Here is a 2,192-nt window from a genome sequence, read left to right on the forward strand (position 1 = left end):
TGGGGCTCACCTCTTACCATTCCGAACAGAGAAGTTAAGCCCATTAGCGCCAATGGTACTACAATCGTGGGAGAGTAGGTCGCCGCCTTCCTTGAAAACCCTTCAATATCTATTGAAGGGTTTTTTTTATACATAAATGTAAACAAAATACTATATACAAGAATGAGAAACTTATCTTATTTTAAATATCTTTTTCTGTACGATTTCTGTTTTTTCTTCAAGATATATGGTTTATTGCTTATAAATTATATTATAATTAACATGTGTAGTACCTTGTAAATCATTAGTGTGTGCAAGAATTTAACGCTTATTTATCATTTGTGTTATCTAAATAACCATATGTTATATCATAAAAATCGTTATCATTTTTTTTCAGGAAACTTTATTTTTAAGTTTGAAAAAATAAACATAACTATATATTATGAGAATAATTACAAAATTACAAATTCTATGTATTGTATTGTCTTGTGCTGCACTTACTTCATGTAGTGAAGATGATGGCACTGGTATACTAGAGGTGGATGTAACAAATCAAAAACTTGAAGGTGATTGGAGTTTAGAATCACTTAGAATAGGAAATAGCACAAAGTCAGGAATTTTAAATGGTGAAAATGTCGAATTTAAATATACATTGAAAAATGAAGTAGCTACTGGTGGAGGAGATTATACAATGACTTTTTTTGGCAATGGAGATTTAAGAGAAACAGGGATATTTAGTGACGAATCAGAAACAGTTTTTGTAACATATAATGGAGATCGTTTGTTCGAAAGCGAAGAGAAATCTGTTACAGATGTATTACTAGAATATTCGTCTATATTTTTTAATAGTGCAGCATTAGACGCGAAATTTGGAGTCAATACAGATGGGAAGAGTATAACAATTAATAGTTCAAATGGGCAGTTATCATTGGATGTAACCTTTTTGGGAGACGATAAAATAAGAATTGCTTATCCTTTAACAGATGTTACACCTTTTTTCGGGGTAAGCACTTTAACATTGCCAGAGGATGATATAACAATAGATCCAATGATGCCTAGAAGAATTACTCTTGGAGAAGGTATTGGTATCGATGACGTGGCTGGAGATAATGTAAAGCCAGTATCGGGAACATTATATGCAATATTGATAAGATAATTACTACAATAAATTTAACTTATAATACAAAAAAAAGGTTCTTGTAAAACAAGAGCCTTTTTTTGTATTATTGTCTTGTCCTAAAATAAGTTGACACAAAATTAACTTATTTATGAAACATTCAGAACAACCAAGGAAGAAGCGTACACAACGAGATTACAATTTAGGCTTTAAATTAGCAGTAGTTGCCCAAGTTGAAAAAGGTGAGCTAACCTATAAGCAAGCACAAAAAGCTTATGGTATACAGGGGAGAAGTACTGTTTTGGTTTGGTTACGAAAACATGGTACTTTAGACTGGAGTAAACCAATTCAACACCAAATGCCAAAATCAAAAGAAACTCCAGCACAAAAGATCAAGCGATTAGAGCGTGAGCTTTCGGATGAAAAACTCAAAAATGAGATTCTCAATACCATGATCGATATTTCAGATAAACAATATGGTACTGGGATCAGAAAAAAGTTTTTACCCAATCAATCCGATGCATCCAGCAACAAAGACCAATAAGTCTGTCACGTTGTTGTCGATTGTTTGGGATCAGTAGACAGGCGATCTATCAATCACAAAAGCGATAACTGGCTCGTAATAAGTAACTTAGTCAGGTAAAACATCTGGTACAACAAACTCGGATGGATATGCCTAGATTAGGCACTAGAAAGCTATATTTTTTACTAAAACAAGAGTTTGATCGTCAAGGAATTAAAATAGGGAGAGATGCCTTATTCGATTACTTGCGTAGTGAATCCCTATTGATACAACCTAAGAAAAACTATACAAAAACCACAAATTCCAAACATTGGCTTAGAAAACATCCTAATTTAATGAAAGATACTAGTCCTTCAAGACCTGAAGAGTTTTTTGTTAGCGATATCACCTATATTAAAAGCAGAGAAAGAACTCATTATTTATCATTGGTTAGTGATGCTTATAGTAGAAAAATAATGGGCTACCACCTTAGTGATGATATGAGTGCAGAAAATGTGGTACAGGCCATAAAAATGGCAACTCATAATAGAAAAACTACTAAAGATCTGATACATCATTCCGATAGAGGTTTAC

1 protein-coding gene, 1 rRNA gene and 1 pseudogene are annotated in these 2,192 nt (G+C 32.8%); all 3 read left to right on the forward strand.

Features of this window, described 5'->3' with window-relative positions; all coding sequences use genetic code 11:
* Positions 1-91: ribosomal RNA gene (gene rrf / locus DK442_RS27225) — 5S ribosomal RNA — on the forward strand; the annotation flags it as partial.
* A gap of 330 nt (positions 92-421) precedes the next feature.
* The gene (locus tag DK442_RS27230; protein WP_109439084.1) at positions 422-1,135 is read left to right on the forward strand and encodes a hypothetical protein; all 714 of its coding nucleotides are present in this window, start codon (positions 422-424) and stop codon (positions 1,133-1,135) included.
* A gap of 112 nt (positions 1,136-1,247) precedes the next feature.
* Positions 1,248-2,192, forward strand: a pseudogene (locus tag DK442_RS28735) (IS3 family transposase); the annotation flags it as partial.

Origin of the sequence: Aquimarina sp. AU119, assembly GCF_900312735.1 — a bacterium.
Taxonomy (GTDB): domain Bacteria; phylum Bacteroidota; class Bacteroidia; order Flavobacteriales; family Flavobacteriaceae; genus Aquimarina; species Aquimarina algiphila.